We start from the raw sequence: 21,023 nt of genomic DNA, 5'->3' as shown, positions 1-21,023 counted from the left end.
GTCGACCCAAGACGGACGCTTATGAACCCGAATTTTCTTGATTTCGAACAGCCGATCGCTGACCTGCAAGCCAAGATCGAAGAGCTGCGCCTGGTCGGCAATGACAATTCGCTGAACATCGGTGATGAAATCGCTCGCCTGCAAGACAAGAGCAGCACGCTCACCGAAGACATCTTCGGCAAGCTGACCAGCTGGCAGATCGCGCGCCTGGCTCGCCACCCGCGCCGTCCCTACACCCTGGACTACATCGAACACATCTTCACCGAGTTCGACGAGTTGCACGGCGACCGTCACTTCTCCGACGACGCGGCCATTGTGGGCGGTATCGCTCGCCTGGACGATCAGCCGGTGATGGTGATCGGTCATCAGAAAGGCCGTGAAGTGCGCGAGAAAGTACGCCGCAACTTCGGCATGCCGCGCCCGGAAGGCTATCGCAAGGCGTGCCGCCTGATGGAAATGGCCGAGCGCTTCAAGATGCCGATCCTGACCTTCATCGACACGCCGGGTGCCTACCCGGGTATCGACGCCGAAGAGCGCAACCAGAGCGAAGCGATTGCCTGGAACCTGCGCGTCATGGCGCGCCTGAAAACCCCGATCATTGCCACCGTGATCGGTGAAGGTGGTTCCGGCGGTGCCCTGGCCATTGGTGTCTGCGACCAATTGAACATGTTGCAGTACTCGACCTACGCGGTGATCTCGCCGGAAGGTTGTGCCTCGATCCTGTGGAAAACCGCCGAAAAGGCGCCGGACGCTGCCGAAGCCATGGGCATCACCGCCGATCGCCTCAAAGGCCTGGGTATCGTGGACAAGGTCATCGCCGAGCCACTGGGCGGCGCTCACCGTGATCCGGCTGCCGCTGCTGCGACCATCCGTGCCGAGTTGGGGTCGCAACTGGCGATGCTCAAGAAGCTGGATAACGAAGCGCTGTTGGCTCGTCGTTATGAGCGCCTGATGAGCTACGGCCTCTAAGCCGACGCTGTACCCAATGTAGTAGCCGGCTTGTGTGGGAGCTGGCTTGCCTGCGATAGCATCACCTTGGTATCACTGATACACCGAGGTGCCTGCATCGCGGGCAAGCCCGGCTCCCACATTTGCTTTGTGTATGCTGACGAACGTATTCAAGCTTTGCGGCGGTGACGTGTGATGAAACCAACCCTGTCGGCCACACTCCTGCACACCCTGGCCCCCTGGCGCAACGCCCCGGCCTGGCATATCGCGTTCTCCGGCGGTCTCGACTCCACCGTCCTGCTGCACCTCCTGGTCTCACTGGCCAACATCGAAAATCTGCCTCCTGTCAGCGCCGTCCATGTCCACCATGGCCTGCAAGCTGCTGCCGAGGCGTGGCCTGCTCATTGCCAATCGGTCTGCGACAGCCTGGGCGTACCCTTGCGCGTCATGCGTGTGCAGGTGAGGCCCGGCGCGAGCCTTGAACGTGCGGCGCGCGATGCGCGCTACCAAGCGTTCATGCAAATCATGGGGGCAGGGGAGGTGCTTTTCACTGGCCAGCATCGCGACGATCAAGCCGAAACCCTGCTGTTTCGCCTGCTGCGTGGCGCTGGTGTGCGAGGGTTGGCGGCTATGCCTGAGCATCGCCCGTTGGCCCAAGGCCGCTTGGTGCGGCCGTTGCTGGCGTGCACCCGTAGCGAGCTGGAAGCCTACGCCCATCAGCATCAGTTGCAGTGGATCGAAGACCCCTCCAACGTTGATTCCCGGTTTTCCCGCAATTACTTGCGTCACCGTGTACTCCCTGCCGTGACGGAGCGCTGGCCCCAGGCCATCACCCACCTGGCTCGCACGGCTGAACACATGGCTGAGGCTCAGGGGCTGCTCGACGAATTGGCGCTGATGGACCTGCAGCGCGCCGATCAGCCTTCTGCGTTTCCCTGGTTGCCTCTGCAGTCCCTGGCGCTTGAACCATTGCGTGAATTGTCCGATGCCCGCCAGCGTAACGCCCTGCGGCATTGGCTCATGCCACTGACCCGTTTACCCGACAGCGATCACTGGGCCGGTTGGCATGCCCTGCGCGATGCCAAGCGTGACGCACAGCCTCTGTGGCGCCTGGCCGACGGCCAAATGCAGCGTAGCGGTGAACGCATCTGGTGGTTGCCCACAACATGGTCGGAGTTTTCCGACGCATCGGTGAGCTGGCCCGATCCGCAAAATCCACTAGAGTTAACGGGCAATGGTCAACTGAGATTTATCGGCAAGGCCCCCGAAGGCCCGCTGCAGGTGCATTATCGCCAGGGTGGCGAAATCATCGACGTACCGGGCCGAGGCCGGCGCGATCTCAAGCGTCTGCTGAATGAAAGCGGCATGCCGGGCTTCGTCCGTGGCAGATTGCCGCTGGTCTATCGGGGCGAGCAATTGCTGGCTGTGCCAAGCGTTGCGGGGGCATGGGCCCGGTCGATGGGTGAGGTGCAATTGGATTGGTTGCCACAGACCTGCGATCAAGGTTTGAGCTGATAGCGCCTTTCCGGTAGACTACGCTCCCTTCTTGATACAACTTCTGTGGATTCGCCTGAATCGCAGTCGTTGCCGATTACCAAGCAGTCTTTGCTGGGCGATTCCAAAAAATGTGTAGCGATCAACGTACCGGTGTTTCATTGCTGGTCTGTCACAACGCGGCGGTTTTTTTGAAAGGTGCACTGTGATTAATGCAGGTGATCGGGGGCTTCGGCCTTCCTTCGCTTTCCCCGGCGGCTCGGACCGCTTTAACGCAGACTTCTAGGGTTTTTCATGACGCGCTACATATTCGTCACGGGCGGTGTTGTTTCTTCATTGGGGAAAGGCATTGCCTCCGCTTCATTGGCGGCCATCCTGGAGGCGCGGGGACTTAAGGTCACCATGCTCAAGCTGGACCCGTACATCAACGTCGACCCGGGCACCATGAGCCCGTTCCAGCACGGTGAAGTGTTCGTCACCCACGACGGCGCCGAGACCGACCTGGACCTGGGCCACTACGAGCGGTTCATCCGCACGACCATGACCCAGAACAACAACTTCACCACCGGCCGTGTCTACGAGCACGTGTTGCGCAAAGAGCGCCGTGGTGACTACCTGGGTGCAACCATCCAGGTGATCCCGCACATCACCGACGAAATCAAGCGCCGCATCATCAAGGGTGCAGGCGATGCTGACGTGGCCATGGTCGAGATCGGTGGCACCGTGGGTGACATCGAGTCCCAACCGTTCCTCGAGGCCATCCGCCAGTTGCGTTTCGAAGTCGGCGCCAAGCGCGCGATGCTGATGCACCTGACATTGGTGCCGTACATCGCCACTGCCGGCGAAACCAAAACCAAGCCTACCCAGCACTCGGTCAAGGAACTGCGTTCCATCGGCCTGCAGCCGGATGTGCTGGTATGCCGCTCCGATCACCCGATCGACATTTCCTCGCGCCGCAAGATTGCGCAGTTCACCAACGTTGAAGAACGTGCGGTGATTGCCCTGGAAGACGCCGACACCATCTACAAGATCCCGGGCATTCTGCATTCGCAAGGCCTGGATGATTTTGTGGTCGAGCGTTTCGGCTTGCAGTGCGGCGGTGCAGACCTGTCCGAGTGGGAAGCGGTTGTCGACGCCAAGCTCAACCCAGAGCATGAAGTCACCATCGCCATGGTCGGCAAATACATGGAACTGCTGGACGCGTACAAGTCGCTGATCGAAGCCATGAGCCACGCCGGTATCAGCAACCGTACCAAGGTCAACCTGCGCTACATCGACTCCGAAGACATCGAGAACCAGGGCACTGCGCTGCTCGAAGGTGTTGACGCTATCCTCGTTCCCGGCGGTTTCGGCCTGCGTGGTGTGGAAGGCAAGATCACTGCCGTGCAGTACGCCCGTGAAAACAAGGTGCCGTACCTGGGTATCTGCCTGGGCATGCAAGTGGCCGTTATCGAGTTCGCCCGTAACGTGCTGGGCTGGAAAGACGCCAACTCTACCGAGTTCGATCACAGCAGCGGCCATCCGGTCGTGGGTCTGATCACCGAGTGGGAAGACGCCACTGGCGCGGTTGAAACCCGTACCGAAACGTCCGACCTGGGCGGCACCATGCGCCTGGGTGCACAGGATTGCCTGCTGGAAGCTGGCTCGCTGGTACACGACTGCTACGGCAAGGACGTGATCGTCGAGCGTCACCGCCACCGCTATGAAGTGAACAACAACCTGCTGCCGCAGATCAAAGAAGCTGGCCTGAAAATCTCCGGCCGCTCCGGTGATGGCAAGCTGGTTGAAGTGGTCGAGGCACCGGATCATCCGTGGTTCGTGGCGTGTCAGTTCCACCCGGAGTTCACCTCGACGCCGCGCGACGGTCACCCGTTGTTCAGTGGTTTCGTCAAAGCAGCACTGACGCAACATCAGAAGAAGGCGTAAACCTGATGGCCCAGAAGATCATTCGCGTAGGCGACATCGAGATTGCCAACGACAAGCCCATGGTGCTGTTCGGCGGCATGAACGTGCTGGAAAGCCGCGACATGGCGATGCAGGTGTGTGAGGAGTACGTGCGGGTCACCCAGAAACTGGGTATCCCTTACGTCTTCAAGGCCAGCTTCGACAAGGCCAACCGTTCGTCCGTGACCTCCTATCGCGGCCCGGGCCTTGAAGAAGGCATGCGGATCTTCCAGGACATCAAGCAAGCCTTCGGCGTGCCGATCATCACCGACGTCCACGAGCCTGAGCAGGCTGCCGTGGTCGCCGAGGTGTGCGACATCATCCAGTTGCCGGCCTTCCTGTCGCGCCAGACCGACCTCGTAGTCGCCATGGCCAAGACCGGCGCGGTGATCAACATCAAGAAAGCCCAATTCCTCGCTCCTCAGGAGATGAAACACATCCTGAGCAAATGCGTGGAAGCGGGTAACGACCAGTTGATCCTCTGCGAGCGGGGTTCGAGCTTCGGCTACAACAACCTCGTGGTGGACATGCTCGGTTTCGGCATCATGAAACAGTTCGAATACCCCGTGTTCTTCGACGTGACCCACGCGCTGCAAATGCCCGGTGGTCGTTCGGACTCCGCTGGCGGGCGACGTGCCCAGGTGACGGACCTGGCCAAGGCGGGCATGAGCCAGTCCCTGGCGGGCCTGTTCCTTGAAGCTCACCCGGACCCGGACAACGCCAAATGTGATGGCCCATGCGCCCTGCGCCTGGACAAGCTGGAGCCATTCCTGGCCCAACTCAAGCAGTTGGACGAGCTGGTCAAGAGTTTTCCGACGGTAGAGACCGCGTAACTGGCATTTCTCCGGTAGAATTTCCCACGCTTTACGCTCAGGCCCCCGGGCCTGAGCCTTGTCGTCTGCAAGCCTGCCCCGTTGTTCCACCCTTGCGGTCGGTCAAAAGATTTCCTTCAGCTGCGTCGTTTTCGTCAACTTTGGAGTGTTTACAACAATGGCAAAAATCGTCGACATCAAAGGTCGTGAAGTTCTCGACTCCCGTGGCAACCCCACCGTCGAAGCCGACGTGCTTCTCGATAACGGCATCATCGGCAGCGCCTGCGCGCCGTCCGGTGCTTCCACCGGTTCGCGCGAAGCGCTGGAACTGCGTGATGGCGACAAGAGCCGTTACCTGGGCAAGGGTGTACTCAAGGCTGTAGCCAACATCAACGGTCCGATTCGTGACCTGTTGCTGGGCAAGGACCCGCTGGACCAGAAAGCCCTGGACCACGCGATGATCAAGCTCGACGGCACTGAAAACAAAGGCAGCCTCGGCGCCAACGCCATTCTCGCGGTGTCCCTGGCAGCTGCCAAGGCGGCTGCGCAGGACCAGGACCTGCCGTTGTACGCACACATTGCCAATCTGAATGGCACCCCGGGCGTCTACTCGATGCCGGTGCCGATGATGAACATCATCAACGGTGGCGAGCACGCAGATAACAACGTCGACATCCAGGAATTCATGGTACAGCCGGTTGGCGCCAAGTCCTTCTCCGAAGGCCTGCGCATGGGTACCGAGATTTTCCATCACCTCAAGGCTGTACTGAAGGCTCGTGGCCTGAGCACTGCCGTGGGTGACGAAGGCGGTTTCGCGCCGAACCTGGCCTCCAACGAAGACGCACTGAAAGTCATCTCCGAAGCCGTGGCCAACGCTGGCTACAAGCTGGGCACCGACGTGACCCTGGCCCTGGACTGCGCCGCCAGCGAATTCTATGAAGACGGCAAGTACAACCTGTCCGGCGAAGGCCAGGTGTTCAACTCCGAAGGCTTCGCTGAATACCTCAAAGGCCTGACCCAGCGCTACCCGATCATCTCGATCGAAGACGGCCTGGACGAGTCCGACTGGGATGGCTGGAAAATCCTCACCGACAAGATCGGCGAAAAAATCCAGCTGGTGGGTGACGACCTGTTCGTGACCAACACCAAGATCCTGAAAGAAGGCATCGACAAGAAGATCGCCAACTCGATCCTGATCAAGTTCAACCAGATCGGCACCCTGACCGAAACCCTGGAAGCCATCCAGATGGCCAAGGCCGCGGGCTACACCGCCGTGATCTCCCATCGCTCCGGCGAAACCGAAGATTCCACCATTGCCGACCTGGCCGTGGGTACTTCGGCGGGCCAGATCAAGACCGGTTCCCTGTGCCGTTCCGATCGCGTGTCCAAGTACAACCAATTGCTGCGCATCGAAGAGCAGTTGGCAGGTAAAGCCAAGTACAACGGTCGCGGCGAGTTTCGCGGCTAAGCAGTAAATGGTAAAAAGTCGGCGGATTGCGTCAGAAATCTCACGTCAGTGTGAATTTCGGCGCTAATCTGCTGACTGACAAGCGCAAGCCTGGTTTTTCCAGGCTTTGTGCTATCAGTTGCTGCAAAAGGTTTGCATGACTGTCTTTTTTAACTGGATACCCGGATTTCGATGCGCAGTCCCAATTGGTTGTTCCTCGTCTTGCTCTTGTTGCTGGCTGGCCTGCAGTACCGCCTATGGGTCGGTAATGGCAGCTTTGCGCAGGTGGAAGAACTGACCCAGCAAATTGCCGACCAGCGTGCCGAAAACGAACGCCTGCTGGAGCGCAACCGTGTCCTGGACGCTGAAGTGCTTGAGCTGAAAAAAGGCACGGAGACCGTTGAAGAGCGGGCTCGTCATGAGTTGGGCATGGTCAAGGAGGGCGAGACCCTCTACCAGTTGGCCCAATGAGCCACGATTTACCGGCCTTCTGGGCCGTGATTCCTGCCGCGGGCGTCGGTGCCCGTATGGCCGCAGACCGTCCCAAGCAGTACCTGCAACTGGGCGGGCGCACTATTCTCGAACACAGCCTCGGCTGTTTTCTCGACCACCCACGCCTCAAGGGCCTGGTGATCAGTCTTGCAATTGACGATCCTTATTGGCCCACCTTGGCATGCGCCACTGACCCGCGTATCCAGCGTGCCGACGGGGGCTCGGAACGTTCCGGCTCGGTGCTCAATGCGCTGCTGCAACTCAACGCCCTGGGCGCCAGTGATGACGACTGGGTGTTGGTGCACGACGCTGCGCGGCCTAACCTGAGCCGTGATGACCTCGACAAATTGTTGGCGGAACTGGCTGACGATCCGGTAGGTGGCCTGCTGGCGGTGCCGGCGCGCGACACCCTCAAGCGTGTCGACAAGCATGGCCGTGTGGTGGATACCGTTGATCGCAGCCTGATCTGGCAGGCTTACACGCCGCAGATGTTCCGCCTGGGCGCCTTGCATCGCGCCTTGGCCGACAGCCTGGTGGCCGATGCGGTGATCACCGATGAAGCGTCGGCCATGGAATGGTCCGGGCAGGCGCCGCGCCTGATCGAAGGGCGTTCGGACAATATCAAGGTGACTCGGCCGGAAGACCTGGAGTGGTTGAAGTTGCGCTGGGCTAACCGGCGGTAACCTGTCAGGCCGGGTCTGCTTCATCGCAGGCAAGCCAGCTCCCACATTTGATCGCTGCCACATCAAACAACACGTCCAACTGTGGGAGCCGGGCTTGCCCGCGATGAGGCCGGTGCAGACCACCTCAATTCAATGCTTGTACTCCGGCCTCTGCGCCAACCCCACCTTCAAAAAGTCCACCAGCTTCCTCACCTTCGGCGACAAATGCCGCTGCTGCGGATACAACGCCCACACCGCAGTATTTGGCGGTTGATGAGCCTCCAGCAACGACACCAACGCCCCGCTGTGCAGATGCTCCAGCACGTAGTAATCCGGCAACTGGCACAAGCCCATGCCTTGTAACGCCGCATCCAGCACCGCTTGCCCGCTGTTGCAGCGCCAATTGCCTTGCACGCGCTGGGAAAATTCCCGCCCATCCTGGGCCATTTGCCAGATATCCGAGCTGCCAATCAGGCAGTTATGCCGGCTCAACTCCGACAAACTGTGTGGCCGACCGTACCGTTCGAGGTAGGAGGGCGACGCGCACAGGTACATGCGTCGAGGTGCCAGGCGGCTGGCAACCATGCGCGAGTCTTGCAGGCGTCCCAGGCGGATGGCCAGGTCGAGGCCTTCATGCACCAGGTCCAGCGAGCGGTTGGTCAACTCGATGTCCACGCGCAGTTGCGGATAGTGCGCCATGAATCGTGTCACCAGCGGCACGATAAAGCGTTCGCCATAGGCCACGGCGCAGGTCATGCGCAACATGCCCTTGGGTTCGCTGGTCAGGTCGCCCACCGCCCGCAACGCTTCCTCGCGACCGTCCTGCAGGCGTTGGCAGTGCTGCAGGAAGGTCTGACCGGCTTCGGTCAAAGTCACCTTGCGCGTACTGCGGTACAGCAATCGGGTTTGCAGGCGTTCTTCAAGGCGCGCCACTTGCCGGCTGACATGGGATGAAGACACCCCCAACCGTTCGGCCGCCGCCGTGAACTGGCTGCATTCGGCCACCGCGACAAACTCGTCAATGCCTTCCCAGCGGTTCTCCAGCATGGTGATTGTCCCTGTACAGCAATAATGTTTTGCTTTAGTCCGAATTATTCATCAATAGGTGATGATTTACACTCACCGTCTCAGTTTTTAACCCGATGGAGAAACCCGGATGATCAAGTCCCGTGCCGCCGTAGCCTTCGAGGCCAAGAAGCCCCTTGAGATTGTTGAAGTGGATGTCGCCATGCCCAAGGCTGGCGAGGTGCTGCTGCGGGTGGTCGCGTCCGGCGTGTGCCACACCGACGCCTACACCTTGTCGGGGGCTGACCCGGAAGGCATCTTCCCGTCGATCCTCGGCCATGAAGGCGGCGCAGTGGTGGAAGCCATCGGCGAGGGCGTAACTTCGGTGGCTGTGGGCGATCACGTGATCCCGCTGTATACCCCGGAATGCGGCAAGTGCAAGTTCTGTCTGAGTGGCAAGACCAACCTGTGCCAGGCCATTCGCGCCACGCAGGGCAAGGGCTTGATGCCGGATGGCACCACGCGTTTCTCCTACAAGGGCCAGCCGATTTTCCACTACATGGGCACCTCGACGTTCTCCGAGTACACCGTGCTGCCGGAAATCTCCGTGGCCAAGATTCCTAAAGAAGCGCCGTTGGAAAAAGTCTGCCTGCTCGGTTGTGGTGTCACCACCGGCATCGGTGCGGTGATCAACACCGCCAAGGTCAAGCCGGGCGACACCGTGGCCGTCTTCGGCCTGGGCGGTATTGGCCTGTCGGCGATTATCGGTGCAGTCAAGGCCAAGGCCGGTCGCATCATTGCTATTGATATCAACCCGGCCAAGTTCGAAATCGCCAAGCAACTGGGTGCCACCGATTGCATCAACCCGAAAGACTACGACCGCCCAATCCAGGACGTGATTGTCGACCTGACTGACGGCGGCGTGGACTTCTCTTTCGAGTGCATCGGCAATGTGCAACTGATGCGTGCGGCCCTTGAGTGCTGCCACAAAGGCTGGGGCGAGTCAGTGATCATCGGCGTGGCCGGTGCTGGCCAGGAAATTGCCACTCGCCCATTCCAGCTGGTCACCGGTCGCGTCTGGCGTGGTTCGGCGTTTGGTGGCGTGCGCGGTCGTACCGAATTGCCAAGCTACGTGGAAATGGCTCAGTCCGGTGAAATTCCGCTGGATACCTTCATCACCCACACCATGGGCCTGGAAGATATCAACAAAGCGTTTGACCTGATGCATGAAGGCAAGAGCATTCGTACCGTCATTCACTTCTGAGGTCGGCCATGAGTCTGGAAAACCTGTCATGCCAGAAGAGCTTCGGCGGCTGGCATAAACGCTACAAGCATCATTCCGATGTGCTCGGTTGCGACATGACCTTTGCCGTCTACCTGCCTCCGCAAGCGGAGCAGGGCGGCAAGCTGCCGGTGTTGTATTGGCTGTCCGGTTTGACCTGTACTGACGAAAACTTCATGCAGAAGGCCGGCGCCCAGCGCATGGCCGCCGAGTTGGGCTTGATTATCGTCGCGCCGGACACCAGCCCCCGTGGCCCCGGCGTGCCGGGCGACCCGGACAATGCCTGGGACTTCGGCCTCGGCGCCGGCTTCTACCTCAATGCCACCCAGGAACCCTGGGCCAAGCACTATCGGATGCATGACTACGTGGTGCAGGAATTGCCGGCACTGGTGGAGGTGCATTTCCCTGCGTCGGATAAACGCGGCATCAGCGGCCACTCCATGGGCGGTCACGGTGCGCTGGTCTGTGCGCTGCGCAACCCTGGACGTTACCTGTCGGTGTCGGCATTTTCGCCGATCAACAATCCGATGGACTGTCCGTGGGGCCAGAAGGCCTTTTCCCGTTATTTGGGGGAAGAGCGCTCGAAGTGGCGTGAATGGGATGCCTGCGTGCTGATCAGCGAAGCCTCGGAAAAGTTGCCGCTGTTAGTGGACCAGGGCGATCGCGACGATTTCCTCGCCGTTCAGCTCAAGCCCGAAGCCCTGCTGCAAGCAGCCAAGGCAGCCAACCATCCGCTGGAACTGCGCCTGCAGCCTGGCTACGACCACAGCTACTTCTTCATCGCCAGCTTCATCGAAGACCATTTGCGGCATCATGGTCGTGCTTTGCTCGGTTAATCTGAGGCAAAAGTAGGTAGAATCACGCCCTGAATTAAATCGGGGCGTTTTTTTATGCGTATTGGCCACGGCTACGATGTGCACCGTTTCGCTGAAGGCGATTTCATCACCCTGGGCGGCGTGCGTATTGCACACCACCATGGGTTGCTGGCTCATTCTGACGGCGACGTGGTCTTGCACGCCTTGAGCGATGCCTTGCTCGGCGCGGCTGCATTGGGCGATATCGGCAAGCACTTCCCGGACACCGATCCCACCTTCAAGGGCGCGGACAGCCGTGTGTTGCTGCGCCATGTGGTCGGCCTGATCCATGCCAAGGGCTGGAAGGTTGGCAACGTCGATAACACCATCGTCGCCCAGGCGCCGAAAATGGCCCCCCATATCGAAGCGATGCGCACAGCGATCGCCGCAGACCTGCAAATTGAATTGGATCAAGTCAACGTGAAAGCCACCACCACCGAAAAGCTCGGGTTTACCGGTCGTGAAGAGGGCATCGCGGTGCACTCCGTAGCCTTGTTGCTGCGCGCATGAACGACCTGCAACTGCTGGGCCCGAGGGCCTATGGCGAGGCCCTGGGCAGCGCGGTACTCAAGGCCACAGCCGAAGACTTCCAGGTTGATGAGGTGCTGGACATCCCGCTGACCGGCGACGGCGAGCACCTGTGGCTGTGGGTGGAAAAGCGCGGCTTGAACACTGAGGAAGCGGCACGGCGTATCGCCAAGGCTGCTGGGGTGCCATTGCGCACCGTCAGCTATGCCGGGCTCAAGGACCGTCAGGCCCTGACCCGCCAGTGGTTCAGCGTGCAATTGCCCGGCAAGGCCGACCCGGACATGAGCGGCGCAGAAAACGACACCCTCAAGATCCTGAAAACCGCCCGTCACAAACGCAAGTTGCAGCGTGGGGCTCATTCGGCCAACGGCTTCACCTTGCGCCTGACCCAACTGGTCGGCGACACCGCTGCCATCGACGCACGTCTGCAGTTGATTGCCCGGCACGGCATCCCCAATTATTTCGGCTCCCAGCGTTTTGGCCACAACGGCGGCAACGTGGTGGATGCTCGCGAGTGGGCCGCCCGCAAGGCCCTGCCCGAGCAGCGCAACGTGCGCTCGCGCTTGCTGTCCACCGCTCGCAGTTACCTGTTCAACCAAGTGTTGGCGGCTCGTGTCGCCGACGGTTCATGGCAGCGAGCCCAAGTTGGCGATCTGCTGGCGTTTACCGACAGTCGCAGTTTTTTTCCGGCCGGGGAAGCTGAGTGCAGTGACCCGCGCCTGGCGATCCTGGACCTGCATCCCACCGGCCCACAGTGGGGCGAGGGCGATTCGCCGGCGAAAGGTCTTACATACGAGCTGGAACAATCTGTCGCCGCTGGCGAAGCTGACCTACGTGATTGGCTGGTGAAGGCGGGAATGAGCCAGGAACGTCGCATTCTGCGACTGCCCATTGGCGGGTTGACGTGGCATTATCCCGGGCCTGACATTCTGCAATTGGAATTCGTCCTGCCGGCCGGATGCTTCGCCACTGTCTTGGTGCGCGAGCTTGTTGATCTGGTGCCGGTGGGGCAGACGGACAGCCCATGCGTATTCTGATATCAAACGATGACGGTGCCACCGCACCCGGTCTTGCCGCGCTCCATGCTGCGCTGCAGGATTACGCCGAGTGCGTGGTGGTTGCCCCCGACCAGGACAAGAGCGGCGCCAGCAGTTCGCTGACGCTCGACCGTCCGCTGCACCCGCGGGTCCTGGCCAATGGCTTTATCAGCGTTAACGGCACCCCCACCGACTGCGTGCACCTGGCGATCAACAGTCTGCTGGAGCACCAGCCAGACCTGGTGGTCTCGGGGATCAACCTGGGCGCCAACCTGGGTGATGACGTGCTGTATTCCGGTACCGTGGCGGCCGCCCTTGAAGGGCGCTTCCTGGGCCGCACCGGCTTTGCCTTTTCCTTTGCCTCGCGGCAATTGGATAATCTGGCGACGGCGGCGTATTACGCGCGCAAGCTGGTGGAGGCCCATGGCTCCCTGGACCTGCCGCCGCGTACGGTGCTCAACGTCAATATCCCCAACTTGCCCCTCGACCATATTCGCGGTATCCAACTCACGCGCCTGGGCCATCGCGCCCGTGCTGCGGCGCCCTTGAAGGTGGTCGACCCACGCGGCAAGGAAGGATACTGGATCGCCGCGGCCGGTGACGCCGAAGATGGCGGCGAGGGCACGGACTTTCATGCGGTGATGCAAGGCTATGTCTCCGTTACCCCGTTGCTGTTTGATCGCACCTTCAGTGATGCCTTCAGTGGCCTTGATGGCTGGCTGGAGGGACTGCGTTGATGGCTCGTGAACAAGACGACCTGTTGCGCCGTGGGATTGGGATGACCTCCCAGCGCACCCGGGAGCGGTTGATCCAGCGTCTGTATGAAGAAGGCTTGTCCAACGCGCAGGTGCTGGAAGTGATCCGGCGCACGCCGCGGCACCTGTTTGTCGATGAGGCGCTGGCGCATCGCGCCTATGAAGACACAGCGTTGCCAATCGGCCACAACCAGACCATCTCTCAGCCCTATATGGTTGCGCGTATGAGCGAGCTATTGCTGGCGGCGGGGCCGTTGGACAAGGTGCTGGAGATTGGTACCGGCTCCGGCTACCAGACGGCCGTGCTGTCGCAATTGGTAGAGCGGGTGTTTTCGGTCGAGCGCATCAAGGTGCTGCAGGACCGGGCCAAAGAGCGTCTGGTGGAGCTGAACCTGCGCAACGTGGTATTCCGCTGGGGCGATGGCTGGGAGGGCTGGCCGGCACTGGCGCCCTACAACGGTATCATCGTCACCGCCGTGGCCACCGATGTGCCGCAAGCCTTGCTGGATCAATTGGCACCTGGCGGGCGGCTGGTCATCCCGGTGGGCTCCGGCGAAGTGCAACAGTTGATGCTTATTATCCGTGAGGACGAAGGTTTTTCCCGGCATGTACTCGGTGCCGTGCGTTTCGTCCCCTTGCTCAACGGCCCGCTGGCCTGATCATTTATTCGCGGGCAGTGAATTCTGTAAGCGGGGATGTGTCTTACGGCGGGGTCTATTGAATCAACATGCCTGGCAGCCACGATTAAACATGGTGAATTTTTCCTTTCAGTCAGGTGCCAGTAAAAAGCCAATGCCCAGTTATACTTGCGTCATATTTCAAGCCTGATACAGGCGTTAACGTTCAGCCACCACAAAGGGAGCGGCGGGTGAGTCTCACAGGTCCTGCGCAGCGAATGAGTAAAACAAGCTTTCAGCGACTGGTGCTTGGCCTTGTCTTGAGTTCCTTATTGGCAGCCTGCTCGAGCACGCCATCCGGCGGTGCGCGGGTCGTTGACCGTACCAACGCAACCCCCCAGAGACCTACGGTCACCACTGGCCAATACGTGGTGCGCAAAGGCGACACCCTGTTCTCGATTGCCTTTCGTTATGGCTGGGACTACAAGGCGCTGGCCGCCCGTAACAACATTCCTGTGCCGTATACGATCCATCCGGGGCAGACCATTCGTTTCGATGGTCGCTCAGGTTCTGCACCTACGGCAGTTGTGACAAAGTCGGGATCTTCGCCATCGTCCTCGAGCAAGACCACCATCATTACCCGGCCTGCAGGCAGCGCCGCGCCTACGGTTGCGAGCAAGCCGGCACCCGCGCCGTTGCCACCCGCCGGGCCTGCGCCGACCGGTTGGGGATGGCCTTCAAACGGAGTGTTGATTGGAAAATTCTCTTCAAACGGTAGTTTGAATAAAGGCATTGATATCGCCGGGGATTTGGGACAGCCTGTTTTAGCTGCGTCTGATGGGACAGTGGTGTACGCCGGGAGTGGTTTGCGGGGCTACGGCGAGCTGGTCATCATCAAACACAGCGATACCTACGTCAGTGCCTACGGTCATAACCGCAGGTTGTTGGTTCGGGAGGGGCAGCAGGTCAAGGTCGGACAGACGATTGCCGAAATGGGGTCAACGGGCACAGACCGGGTGAAACTGCACTTTGAGATTCGCCGCCAAGGGAAGCCTGTAGATCCGCTGCAATTCCTGCCCCGTCGTTGATGTGTTGCACAGCCTGTTCCCTCACGTAGAAGGAACAGGCTCCAGCGTTGCCAAGGATAGAGGCGTCGCTTGAGCTTGAGGTCGAACTCACCAAAGGACTATAACAATGGCTCTCAGTAAAGAAGTGCCGGAGTTTGACATCGACGATGAGGTTCTCCTTATGGAGGCCGGTATCGATTTGGAAACGATGTCAGATAATGAAGGGGTATCACCACCTTCAGTTCGCACCAAATCCAAGAATGCTGCCGCGTTGAAGCAGCACAAGTACGTTGACTATACGCGGGCGCTCGACGCGACCCAGTTGTACCTCAATGAAATCGGCTTTTCCCCTCTGTTGACCCCCGAAGAAGAAGTCCATTTTGCGCGTCTGTCGCAAAAGGGCGATCCGGCTGGGCGTAAGCGCATGATTGAAAGCAACCTGCGCCTGGTGGTGAAAATCGCCCGACGCTACGTCAATCGTGGGCTGTCCCTGTTGGACCTGATCGAGGAGGGCAACCTGGGCTTGATCCGGGCTGTGGAAAAATTCGACCCTGAGCGGGGCTTCCGTTTCTCCACCTATGCCACCTGGTGGATTCGCCAGACCATCGAACGGGCGATCATGAATCAGACCCGCACGATCCGGTTGCCGATCCATGTGGTCAAGGAGCTCAACGTCTACCTGCGGGCGGCGCGTGAGCTGACGCAAAAACTCGATCATGAACCTTCGCCTGAAGAGATCGCCAACCTGCTGGAAAAACCGGTAGGGGAGGTCAAGCGCATGCTCGGCCTTAACGAGCGTGTCTCTTCGGTCGATGTCTCGCTGGGGCCGGACTCGGATAAGACCCTGCTGGACACCCTGACCGATGATCGTCCGACGGACCCTTGCGAGCTGTTGCAGGACGATGATCTTTCCCAAAGTATTGACCAGTGGCTGTCAGAGCTCACGGACAAGCAGCGTGAAGTGGTGATTCGCCGCTTCGGCCTGCGCGGTCATGAGAGCAGCACCCTGGAGGATGTAGGTCTGGAGATTGGTCTGACCCGTGAGCGGGTGCGGCAGATCCAGGTAGAGGGCCTCAAGCGCTTGCGCGAGATCCTGGAGAAGAATGGCTTGTCGAGTGAGTCGTTGTTCCAATAACGATTGGTAGGGCAGCGATGACAAAACGCCCGATGCATGTGAATGCACCGGGCGTTTTGCTGTGCCCTGATCGTTCCCACGCAGAGCGCGGGAACGATCAGGCATAAAAAAACCCCGCTTTTAAGGGCGGGGTTTTTTCGACTAAGTCAGTACAAGTTAGATAACTTGAACTTCTTCAGCTTGCATGCCTTTCTGACCGCGGGTAGCGATGAAAGAAACCTGTTGGCCTTCTTTCAGGCTTTTGAAGCCGTCGGATTGGATAGCTTTGAAGTGAACGAACAGGTCGTCACCGGATTGTGGAGTGATGAAGCCGAAGCCTTTTTCATCGTTGAACCACTTAACGGTACCAGTTTGGCGATTAGACATGGTGTATCTCCTTGGACAAAGTTAACTGCGACTCAGGAAAAGCCCTGGCCGAGACTGAGTGCAAAGAGCAGGAAAAATTCTTGGAGATGGTTGGATCGAAATTCAACATATCGTGTAGAGATTCTCAGTGACACAAGCAGCACAGTGGCGCCACCTTAACCCTTTTTCCGGAACGTGCCAATGGTATTTCCGAAGGTTTCTCTATTTTCGTGACTGGCGGTGGTATTTACAGTCATTGGCGCCTGCCGTCCGGGTCCCGGCCACGCTCGCTATAGCTTATAACCGGCCGTGCATTGATCAAGAAAACCCGTACGGCCTTTGAACCCCAACGCCGGCCCCGGTAAGATGGCCCACAGATTTTTTTCGCCTCGCTATTCAGGACACCGCCATGAGCATCAAATCGGACAAGTGGATTCGCCGCATGGCGCAGGAACACGGCATGATCGAGCCGTTCGTCGAACGTCAGATTCGTGGCGAAGGCGACGAGCGCGTGATTTCGTACGGTGTTTCCAGCTATGGCTACGACGTGCGTTGCGCCGATGAATTCAAGGTGTTCACCAACATCAATTCGGCGATCGTCGATCCAAAGAACTTCGACGAAAAGAGCTTCGTCGACGTCAAGAGCGACGTGTGCATCATCCCGCCCAACTCTTTCGCCCTGGCGCGCACCGTGGAATTCTTCCGTATTCCGCGCGACGTGTTGACCATCTGCCTGGGTAAAAGCACCTATGCCCGCTGCGGCATTATCGTCAACGTCACACCGCTCGAGCCGGAGTGGGAAGGCCACGTGACCCTGGAATTCTCCAACACTACCACCTTGCCGGCGAAAATCTACGCCAACGAAGGCGTGGCACAGATGCTGTTCCTGCAGTCCGATGAGGCTTGTGAAGTGTCTTACAAGGACCGTGCGGGCAAGTATCAGGGCCAACGCGGCGTCACTCTCCCACGCGCTTGATCGAAAGCGCCTACGGGTAAAGGGAATTTGTCTGCAGAAAGTGACTCTATCTAGGTGTACTGCTTCGGCGCGTGTGAAACGCGCCGGGCCATACTTGAGGAGTACCTTATGAAGATCGACCCGCGAATCAGCGCAGAACTCGCCCGGCTTGAACCCAACCAGATTGGTGTTCTGGCCTGGTCCTTGATGGCCAACCCCGCGCACGCGGGGGGCATCCCTGGTCAACCCGAACCTGATTACCCACAGCCTACCGAACCGGGTGAGCCGACCTTACCGGACGAGCCGCCACCCGCGCCCGTTGCCTGATCCCTGAGCAGGCCTTATCGATTATTGAATCGGCCAGACCTGGTGATCGCCGATCACATAGATTCGGCGGTCTGGGGCCTGCTCCACGGCATAGCCCCCTGTAAACGCGCCAAAGGCTGGCAGCAGGCTTACCCTCCCGCCGACCTGGAAGCACGGCAGGCGTAGCCGTTGGCGCCCTTTACCGCGCAGGTGGTACACAGGATGCACATGCCCCGCCAGTACATGATGGCTGGCATGGGCGTCGGGCTCATGTTGCAAGGCGAAAGGGCCCATCAGCAGAGGCTCCGCGACCACGTCGATGCGCAAGTCCAGTGGTGGGTCGCCGGCACGTTTGTCGTGATTGCCGCGAATCAAGATCAAGGCCAGTGTGCGATTGCGCTCACGCCAGGCCCGGATTGCGTTCAGGGTGCCGCTGGCGTGAGAGCCGGGGCCGTGCAGGAAATCGCCGAGAAAGATCAACTGTTCGCAGGGTAGGGCCGATAACAGCCTGTCCAGGCCTTCCAGGTTGGCCGTAGTCGTGCCCTGTGGCACCGGCTGCCCCAGGCTGCGATAGGCCGACGCCTTGCCAAAATGCGCGTCGGCGATCAGCAAACATTTACGCGCGGGCCAGTACACAGCTTTCTGCGGCAATAGCCATAGCTCTTCACCTTCCAGTGTCAGTGGGTAATGCATCAGCCTTGCCCTTTGTCGGCGACTTTTTCCAGGTCCTTGACCATCCGCGCGATGCGCTCCGAGAGTTTTTCCGAGCTCATGCTTTCGCGCATCCGTTCTACCAGCAGCGGAAAGGCCAGGGGCGTGGGCCGCTGGATCCTGTGCAGGTCCAGCTTCAGCGTCGACAGATGATTCAGCGTCTGTTCCAGTCGGCGAATATCCAGCTCGTCCCGCAGAACTTCTTCTCCTGCCTGGGCCAGCAGCAGATTTTGTGGGTCATATTGCTTGAACACTTCAAAGAACAAACCACTGGAAGCCTGCACTTGTCGCGTGCTTTTTGGCGCGCCGGGATACCCGGCAAATACCAGCCCGGCGATTCGCGCAATCTCGCGAAAGCGGCGCAGGGCCAGTTCGCCGGCATTGAGGCTGGCGACCACATCCGCCAGCAGGCCTTGGGGGCTCAGCAACCTTGTATTCAACAACTGGGGCCACTGCACCTCGGTGGCGCTCAACAGCTCCAGGCCATAATCATTCACCGCAATCGAAAAGGTCAGCGGCTGCTGCTGGCTGACCCGCCATGCCAGCAAACTGGCTATGCCCAGGTGTACCTGGCGGCCAGCGAATGGGTACAGAAACAGGTGCCAGCCCTCTCGCGACCGCAGGGTTTCAGCCAGCAGATGCTCGCGGGTCGGCAGCCCGGACCAGCGCAATTGGGTATGCAGCAACGGTTGCACCGCCTTCATCTCTGGGCCGTCGAAGTGCCCATGCGCGGCGGCATCAAAACGCTCGACCACCGCCTGGGCCAGTTCGTTGGAAAGGGGCATGCGCCCGCCATTCCAGCGTGGCACGGCGGCTTTTTTCGCGTTGCTGCGGCGTACGTAAGCGGTCATGTTTTCCACGCGCACCAATTCCAGCAACCGCCCCGCGAACAAAAAACCATCCCCCGGCTTGAGCCTTGCAATAAAGCCTTCCTCGACACTGCCCAGGTTCTTGCCGCCGCCGCCTTTGCTCCAGAACTTGAGCTGGATGCTGGCGTCACTGACGATGGTGCCCACGCTCATGCGGTGGCGGCGTGCCAGGCGGGCATCCGGAACGCGCCAGATGCCGTGCTCATCGGGCTCCACCCGGCGGTAATCCGGATAAGCGGTGAGTGACAGGCCACCATGGCGCACAAACCCCAGGGCCCAGGCCCAGTCCGCTTCGGAGAGGTCGCGATAGGCCCAGGCGCCGCGCACTTCGTCCAACAGTGCCGCCGGAGTAAACCCGCCACCCAAGGCCATGCTGACCAAGTGTTGGACCAGCACATCCAGCGGCTTGTACGGTGATTCCCGCGCTTCGATGCGCCGTTGGGCGATCGCATCCTGGGCGGCTGCGGCTTCAACCAGCTCCAGGCTGTGGGTGGGCACCAGCGTTACCCGTGAGGGCCGCCCTGGTGCGTGGCCGGAGCGCCCGGCGCGTTGCATCAGCCGCGCTACGCCCTTGGCGGAGCCGATTTGCAGCACCCGTTCCACCGGCAGGAAGTCAACGCCCAGGTCGAGGCTGGAAGTGCACACCACTGCCTTGAGCTGTCCATCCTTCAACGCTCGCTCCACCCAGTCCCGGGTCTCTCGCGATAACGAACCGTGGTGCAGGGCAATCAAGCCGGCCCAGTCCGGACGAGCGCCCAGAATCGCCTGGTACCAGATCTCGGATTGCGCGCGGGTGTTGGTAAACACCAGGCAACTGCTGCTGGCCTCTACCTCGGCGACCACTTGCGGCAACATCTTCAAGCCGATATGCCCGGCCCAGGGAAAGCGCTCGGTGACGGGCGGCAGCAAGGTGTCGACCTTCAGTGCCTTGGCCGTTTGCCCCTGTACATTGATGCCGCCGCCCTGTGGGGCCAGTACCTCCAAGGCGTGGGCCTGATTACCCAGCGTCGCGGAAATACCCCACACCATCAACTCAGGATGCCAGCGCCGCAAGCGTGCCAGTGCCAGTTGCAACTGCACGCCACGCTTATTGCCGATCAGTTCGTGCCATTCATCCACGATGACCATGCGCAGGTGCGCCAGGCTGGTTTCACTGTCGGCACGGGCCAGCATCAGGGTCAGGCTTTCCGGGGTGGTGACCAGGGCGGTGGGCTGGCGGCGGGTCTGGCGTGCGCGTTCGCTGCTGCTGGTATCGCCGGTGCGCAGGCCCACGCTCCAGGGAATGTGCAGGGCCTCCAGCGGTGCTTGCAGGGCGCGTGCGGAGTCGGCGGCCAGGGCGCGCATCGGCGTGATCCACAGGACGGTCAGCGGCTGGGCAGGCGGTTTGCGCTTGCTTGTAGCGGGCGGGCGGGTAATGGCGAAACGGTTGAGTGCGGCAAACCACAAGGCATAGGTTTTACCCGCCCCGGTGCTGGCATGCAGTAACCCCGACTGGCCGGCCTTGACCGCGGCCCATACCTCTTTCTGAAAGGCGAATGGCTTCCAGCCTTGGGTGGCAAACCATTGCTTGGCGAAGTCGTGGGTTTTTGCCATGCGGCAGCGGACGCTCTGGAGGGGTTAGTTCAAAGACCCCTGAGGCAGCGCCGACGTTCAACTGCCTAATGCCATTCAGTCAAGCAGAAGCGCTGCCCTGTGGCGAGGGAGCTTGCTCCCGCTGGACTGCGTAGCAGTCTCCGTCTTTTTGAACAAAGAGCGGGG

21 protein-coding genes are annotated in these 21,023 nt (G+C 60.1%); 17 read left to right on the top strand and 4 right to left on the bottom strand.

All coding sequences use genetic code 11. The annotated features are described in order from the left end of the window. Positions 1-21: 21 nt before the first annotated feature. From MHH62_RS09550 to ispD, 7 genes are all read left to right on the top strand, one after another. The gene (locus MHH62_RS09550; protein ID WP_003189182.1) at positions 22-969 is read left to right on the top strand and encodes an acetyl-CoA carboxylase carboxyltransferase subunit alpha; all 948 of its coding nucleotides are present in this window, start codon (positions 22-24) and stop codon (positions 967-969) included. A gap of 174 nt (positions 970-1,143) precedes the next feature. Next, positions 1,144-2,463, top strand: coding sequence for a tRNA lysidine(34) synthetase TilS (gene tilS / locus MHH62_RS09545; RefSeq protein WP_339232859.1), 1,320 nt, complete (start codon positions 1,144-1,146; stop codon positions 2,461-2,463). Positions 2,464-2,736: 273 nt separating this feature from the next. Then, positions 2,737-4,368, top strand: a complete 1,632-nt coding sequence (locus tag MHH62_RS09540; protein WP_003189189.1) for a CTP synthase — start codon at positions 2,737-2,739, stop codon at positions 4,366-4,368. Positions 4,369-4,373: 5 nt separating this feature from the next. Continuing rightward, positions 4,374-5,219 carry a 3-deoxy-8-phosphooctulonate synthase gene (gene kdsA, locus MHH62_RS09535; RefSeq protein ID WP_003189190.1) on the top strand — a complete coding sequence of 282 codons (846 nt, stop codon included), beginning with the start codon at positions 4,374-4,376 and terminating at the stop codon, positions 5,217-5,219. Positions 5,220-5,376: 157 nt separating this feature from the next. Next, positions 5,377-6,666 (top strand): phosphopyruvate hydratase, encoded by a 1,290-nt coding sequence (eno, locus tag MHH62_RS09530; protein ID WP_003189193.1) that lies wholly within the window; start codon positions 5,377-5,379, stop codon positions 6,664-6,666. A 171-nt stretch (positions 6,667-6,837) separates the two neighbouring features. After that, entirely contained in the window at positions 6,838-7,116 is a 279-nt protein-coding gene (gene ftsB / locus MHH62_RS09525; RefSeq protein WP_003189195.1) for a cell division protein FtsB, read from the top strand. Continuing rightward, entirely contained in the window at positions 7,113-7,820 is a 708-nt protein-coding gene (ispD, locus tag MHH62_RS09520) for a 2-C-methyl-D-erythritol 4-phosphate cytidylyltransferase (protein WP_339232858.1), read from the top strand. The genes ftsB and ispD overlap by 4 nt, the downstream gene beginning before the upstream one ends. Before the next feature lie 129 nt (positions 7,821-7,949). On the opposite strand, the gene MHH62_RS09515 is transcribed toward ispD, so the two are convergent. Beyond that, on the bottom strand, positions 7,950-8,846 hold the full coding sequence (locus tag MHH62_RS09515; RefSeq protein ID WP_019817856.1) for a LysR substrate-binding domain-containing protein: 897 nt from the start codon (positions 8,844-8,846) through the stop codon (positions 7,950-7,952). 109 nt (positions 8,847-8,955) lie between these two features. Between MHH62_RS09515 and MHH62_RS09510 the strand changes: the two genes are divergently transcribed. The 8 genes from MHH62_RS09510 (at position 8,956) to rpoS (ending at position 16,079) form a co-directional block, all read left to right on the top strand. Then, positions 8,956-10,068, top strand: coding sequence for an S-(hydroxymethyl)glutathione dehydrogenase/class III alcohol dehydrogenase (locus MHH62_RS09510; RefSeq protein WP_014717243.1), 1,113 nt, complete (start codon positions 8,956-8,958; stop codon positions 10,066-10,068). 8 nt (positions 10,069-10,076) lie between these two features. Then, positions 10,077-10,922, top strand: coding sequence for an S-formylglutathione hydrolase (fghA, locus tag MHH62_RS09505; protein WP_014717244.1), 846 nt, complete (start codon positions 10,077-10,079; stop codon positions 10,920-10,922). 54 nt (positions 10,923-10,976) lie between these two features. Further along, on the top strand, positions 10,977-11,450 hold the full coding sequence (gene ispF / locus MHH62_RS09500; protein ID WP_003189207.1) for a 2-C-methyl-D-erythritol 2,4-cyclodiphosphate synthase: 474 nt from the start codon (positions 10,977-10,979) through the stop codon (positions 11,448-11,450). Next, entirely contained in the window at positions 11,447-12,505 is a 1,059-nt protein-coding gene (gene truD, locus MHH62_RS09495) for a tRNA pseudouridine(13) synthase TruD (protein ID WP_032903247.1), read from the top strand. The genes ispF and truD overlap by 4 nt, the downstream gene beginning before the upstream one ends. Further along, entirely contained in the window at positions 12,493-13,242 is a 750-nt protein-coding gene (gene surE / locus MHH62_RS09490) for a 5'/3'-nucleotidase SurE (protein WP_014717247.1), read from the top strand. Before truD ends, surE begins: the two co-directional genes overlap by 13 nt. A 41-nt stretch (positions 13,243-13,283) precedes the next feature. Then, on the top strand, positions 13,284-13,919 hold the full coding sequence (locus MHH62_RS09485; RefSeq protein ID WP_169850588.1) for a protein-L-isoaspartate(D-aspartate) O-methyltransferase: 636 nt from the start codon (positions 13,284-13,286) through the stop codon (positions 13,917-13,919). Positions 13,920-14,128: 209 nt separating this feature from the next. Continuing rightward, positions 14,129-14,965 (top strand): peptidoglycan DD-metalloendopeptidase family protein, encoded by an 837-nt coding sequence (locus MHH62_RS09480; protein WP_032893170.1) that lies wholly within the window; start codon positions 14,129-14,131, stop codon positions 14,963-14,965. A gap of 106 nt (positions 14,966-15,071) precedes the next feature. Then, a complete protein-coding gene (gene rpoS / locus MHH62_RS09475) occupies positions 15,072-16,079 on the top strand; it encodes an RNA polymerase sigma factor RpoS (protein ID WP_003189214.1) in 1,008 nt (335 codons plus the stop codon). A 156-nt stretch (positions 16,080-16,235) separates the two neighbouring features. Here rpoS and MHH62_RS09470 read toward each other — a convergent pair whose 3' ends face one another. Further along, positions 16,236-16,445, bottom strand: a complete 210-nt coding sequence (locus tag MHH62_RS09470) for a cold-shock protein (protein WP_002554837.1) — start codon at positions 16,443-16,445, stop codon at positions 16,236-16,238. Between the two features lie 388 nt (positions 16,446-16,833). Here MHH62_RS09470 and dcd point away from each other — a divergent pair, with 388 nt between their 5' ends. Both dcd and MHH62_RS09460 read left to right on the top strand, forming a co-directional pair. Beyond that, the gene (gene dcd, locus MHH62_RS09465; protein WP_003189215.1) at positions 16,834-17,400 is read left to right on the top strand and encodes a dCTP deaminase; all 567 of its coding nucleotides are present in this window, start codon (positions 16,834-16,836) and stop codon (positions 17,398-17,400) included. 108 nt (positions 17,401-17,508) lie between these two features. Beyond that, positions 17,509-17,706, top strand: coding sequence for a hypothetical protein (locus MHH62_RS09460; protein WP_005785769.1), 198 nt, complete (start codon positions 17,509-17,511; stop codon positions 17,704-17,706). A gap of 21 nt (positions 17,707-17,727) precedes the next feature. On the opposite strand, the gene pdeM is transcribed toward MHH62_RS09460, so the two are convergent. Both pdeM and MHH62_RS09450 read right to left on the bottom strand, forming a co-directional pair. Continuing rightward, positions 17,728-18,378: a ligase-associated DNA damage response endonuclease PdeM gene (gene pdeM, locus MHH62_RS09455; protein WP_020300973.1), complete on the bottom strand. Its 651-nt coding sequence runs from the start codon at positions 18,376-18,378 to the stop codon at positions 17,728-17,730. Then, the gene (locus MHH62_RS09450; RefSeq protein ID WP_339232856.1) at positions 18,378-20,858 is read right to left on the bottom strand and encodes a ligase-associated DNA damage response DEXH box helicase; all 2,481 of its coding nucleotides are present in this window, start codon (positions 20,856-20,858) and stop codon (positions 18,378-18,380) included. Before MHH62_RS09450 ends, pdeM begins: the two co-directional genes overlap by 1 nt. Between the last annotated feature and the right edge of the window lie 165 nt (positions 20,859-21,023).

Source organism: Pseudomonas sp. FSL L8-0168, assembly GCF_037976155.1.
GTDB lineage: Bacteria > Pseudomonadota > Gammaproteobacteria > Pseudomonadales > Pseudomonadaceae > Aquipseudomonas > Aquipseudomonas paracarnis.
The sequence above is the reverse complement of the archived record's forward strand: the minus strand, read 5'-3'. Positions and strand labels throughout refer to the sequence as shown.

Excerpts from the sequence above, each read along its gene's own strand:
- pdeM (WP_020300973.1), bottom strand. The coding sequence starts at position 18,378 with ATGCATTACCCACTGACACTGGAAGGTGAAGAGCTATGGCTATTGCCG.
- MHH62_RS09540 (WP_003189189.1), top strand. The coding sequence starts at position 2,737 with ATGACGCGCTACATATTCGTCACGGGCGGTGTTGTTTCTTCATTGGGG.
- MHH62_RS09550 (WP_003189182.1), top strand. The coding sequence starts at position 22 with ATGAACCCGAATTTTCTTGATTTCGAACAGCCGATCGCTGACCTGCAA.
- ispF (WP_003189207.1), top strand. The coding sequence starts at position 10,977 with ATGCGTATTGGCCACGGCTACGATGTGCACCGTTTCGCTGAAGGCGAT.
- MHH62_RS09515 (WP_019817856.1), bottom strand. The coding sequence starts at position 8,846 with ATGCTGGAGAACCGCTGGGAAGGCATTGACGAGTTTGTCGCGGTGGCC.
- MHH62_RS09485 (WP_169850588.1), top strand. The coding sequence starts at position 13,284 with ATGACCTCCCAGCGCACCCGGGAGCGGTTGATCCAGCGTCTGTATGAA.
- dcd (WP_003189215.1), top strand. The coding sequence starts at position 16,834 with ATGAGCATCAAATCGGACAAGTGGATTCGCCGCATGGCGCAGGAACAC.
- ispD (WP_339232858.1), top strand. The coding sequence starts at position 7,113 with ATGAGCCACGATTTACCGGCCTTCTGGGCCGTGATTCCTGCCGCGGGC.
- surE (WP_014717247.1), top strand. The coding sequence starts at position 12,493 with ATGCGTATTCTGATATCAAACGATGACGGTGCCACCGCACCCGGTCTT.
- ftsB (WP_003189195.1), top strand. The coding sequence starts at position 6,838 with ATGCGCAGTCCCAATTGGTTGTTCCTCGTCTTGCTCTTGTTGCTGGCT.
- MHH62_RS09460 (WP_005785769.1), top strand. The coding sequence starts at position 17,509 with ATGAAGATCGACCCGCGAATCAGCGCAGAACTCGCCCGGCTTGAACCC.
- MHH62_RS09450 (WP_339232856.1), bottom strand. The coding sequence starts at position 20,858 with ATGGCAAAAACCCACGACTTCGCCAAGCAATGGTTTGCCACCCAAGGC.
- eno (WP_003189193.1), top strand. The coding sequence starts at position 5,377 with ATGGCAAAAATCGTCGACATCAAAGGTCGTGAAGTTCTCGACTCCCGT.
- MHH62_RS09510 (WP_014717243.1), top strand. The coding sequence starts at position 8,956 with ATGATCAAGTCCCGTGCCGCCGTAGCCTTCGAGGCCAAGAAGCCCCTT.
- kdsA (WP_003189190.1), top strand. The coding sequence starts at position 4,374 with ATGGCCCAGAAGATCATTCGCGTAGGCGACATCGAGATTGCCAACGAC.
- truD (WP_032903247.1), top strand. The coding sequence starts at position 11,447 with ATGAACGACCTGCAACTGCTGGGCCCGAGGGCCTATGGCGAGGCCCTG.
- tilS (WP_339232859.1), top strand. The coding sequence starts at position 1,144 with ATGAAACCAACCCTGTCGGCCACACTCCTGCACACCCTGGCCCCCTGG.
- MHH62_RS09470 (WP_002554837.1), bottom strand. The coding sequence starts at position 16,445 with ATGTCTAATCGCCAAACTGGTACCGTTAAGTGGTTCAACGATGAAAAA.
- rpoS (WP_003189214.1), top strand. The coding sequence starts at position 15,072 with ATGGCTCTCAGTAAAGAAGTGCCGGAGTTTGACATCGACGATGAGGTT.
- fghA (WP_014717244.1), top strand. The coding sequence starts at position 10,077 with ATGAGTCTGGAAAACCTGTCATGCCAGAAGAGCTTCGGCGGCTGGCAT.